The organism is Bacillus sp. 05T31, from assembly GCF_056396725.1.
In genome coordinates, this window is the sequence record NZ_JBFTMA010000780.1 from 1 (window position 1) to 1,950 (window position 1,950).

Genomic DNA, 1,950 nt, shown 5'->3' on the forward strand with positions numbered 1-1,950 from the left:
CCGAAGCGGTACAGATGTTTTTTTATGAAAAAATTGTATTAGAAAAAAATTCAATAACCATACTACAACTACGAGGAAGAGTGAAGGGGTGAATGGAAATTGGAAGGAACAATTTATATTAAAATGCGCAATCGCTTAAAAGTGTCTCCTACGTATGAAGTAAAGCTGAGCGATGTTGCACAACTTGCCGGAGATTCTTTTGTAGTTGAGTTGTTACAAAATGAAATAGTCTACAAAATAACAGCGCATGATAAAACACATGTTGTAATTGATGTCATGAAAGTGATTGAGATTATTCAACAAAAAGCATCTCATGTACAAATTAATTTACTGGGTTCTGGACAAACTCTTGTTGAAATTATATATGAAAAAAAGAAAGTACCCCCAATTTTCTTTGGACTTGTATGGTTGTTACTTTTCATTGGAGCGGCCCTTGCAATAATTTATTTCCATGAGGATGTAAGTATGCAACAAGTACATCAACGGTTATATTACATGATTACTGGAGAGTTTAAGGAGCAACCACTATTATTTCAAGTTCCATATTCAGTAGGTCTTGGATTAGGTATGGTTTTATTTTTTAATCATGTATTTCAAAAGCGAATTAATGAAGAGCCTAGTCCGTTAGAAGTTGAGATGTTTCAATATCAGCAGTCGCTTGATCAATATGTAATTGTTAATGAAAACAAGGATAACACGAAACAACTTGCCGATGATTGAATGTGGGTTTGTTATATTAATTGGTTTAGCTGGCGGGATTGCAGTAGGTAGCGGATATGTTGCCTTTTTAGCTGTTCTCGGTATTATCCCGCGCTTAGCTCAATTAACGAGAAGTGGAAAGCATATTCAATATTTTGAGTGGGCTGTCATTGCGGGTACTTTAACTGGGGCTTGGTGTAGTTTGAAAAACATTACATTTCAAACATCGCAATATTGGCTTGTAATATTAGGGTTATTTTGTGGCACATTCATTGGAATGCTTGCTGCGGCATTAACAGAAGTATTAAATGTTTTACCTATTTTAGCGAAACGAGTCGGGGTAGAGGGGAAAATTGTTGTTTTACTCGTTGCTCTTGTACTTGGAAAAGTAATAGGCTCATTGTTTCACTGGATTTATTTCGTAAAGTAGGAGGCAATATATATGACAAGGCGAAAAYTGAAAGAYGATTACATAAATAAAGTGAAGGAGTACCATCCAAAGCCRAACTATTTGCTAAATTGTGTGAAGGCATTTCTTGTWGGTGGRCTCATTTGTACAGTCGGAGAAATATTGATGAAATTTTATATACATTATTTTCACTTTAGTGAACAAGAGGCAGGAAACCCTACAGTTGCAACTCTTGTTTTACTATCAGCGATTTTAACAGGGTGTGGTGTATATGATAAAATCGGGCAGTTTTCTGGAGCGGGATCAGCAGTACCAGTTACTGGATTTGCGAATTCTATGGCGAGTGCCGCACTAGAGCATAGGAGTGAAGGGATTGTTCTAGGAATCGCTACTAACATGTTTAAGCTTGCAGGAAGTGTCATTGTATTTGGAGTCGTCGGTGCATACATTATCGGGTTAATAAGATATACATTTCAAATTTTAATGTCTTAAAGGAGGGGTGGGTATGAGATTGACAGGAAAACAAACGTGGGTATTTCAAAATGATATCTTCGTGAATGCAACTGGTACTGCTGTCGGTCCGAAAGAAGCTGAAGGCCCTCTTGGAAAGGATTTTGATATTTCATATTCTGACTTACATTGCGGAGAGGAAAACTGGGAACTTGCTGAACGAAGGTTAATGTCAGACTCAATTCAACAAGCGATGCAAAAAGGGAATATAAAAAAATCGCAAATTGATTTCTTTTTAGCGGGAGATTTATTAAACCAAACAGTGACAGCAAATTATGTTGCTCGTGAGTATGGTATTCCTTTTTTAGGGATGTTCAGCGCTTGTGCGACGT

The 1,950-nt window shown here is 36.9% G+C and carries 3 protein-coding genes and 1 pseudogene; all 4 read left to right on the top strand.

The window, feature by feature from the left end:
• Positions 1-99: 99 nt before the first annotated feature.
• Positions 100-720, top strand: coding sequence for a stage V sporulation protein AA (locus tag AC1DJR_RS28150; RefSeq protein ID WP_113735413.1), 621 nt, complete (start codon positions 100-102; stop codon positions 718-720).
• Complete coding sequence (gene spoVAB / locus AC1DJR_RS28155) at positions 713-1,129, top strand: stage V sporulation protein SpoVAB (protein WP_000568664.1); 417 nt, start codon at positions 713-715, stop codon at positions 1,127-1,129. The genes AC1DJR_RS28150 and spoVAB overlap by 8 nt, the downstream gene beginning before the upstream one ends.
• Positions 1,130-1,141: 12 nt before the next feature.
• Positions 1,142-1,600, top strand: a complete 459-nt coding sequence (spoVAC, locus tag AC1DJR_RS28160; protein ID WP_002014918.1) for a stage V sporulation protein AC — start codon at positions 1,142-1,144, stop codon at positions 1,598-1,600.
• A gap of 13 nt (positions 1,601-1,613) precedes the next feature.
• Positions 1,614-1,950 (top strand): annotated as a pseudogene (locus AC1DJR_RS28165) (stage V sporulation protein AD); the annotation flags it as partial.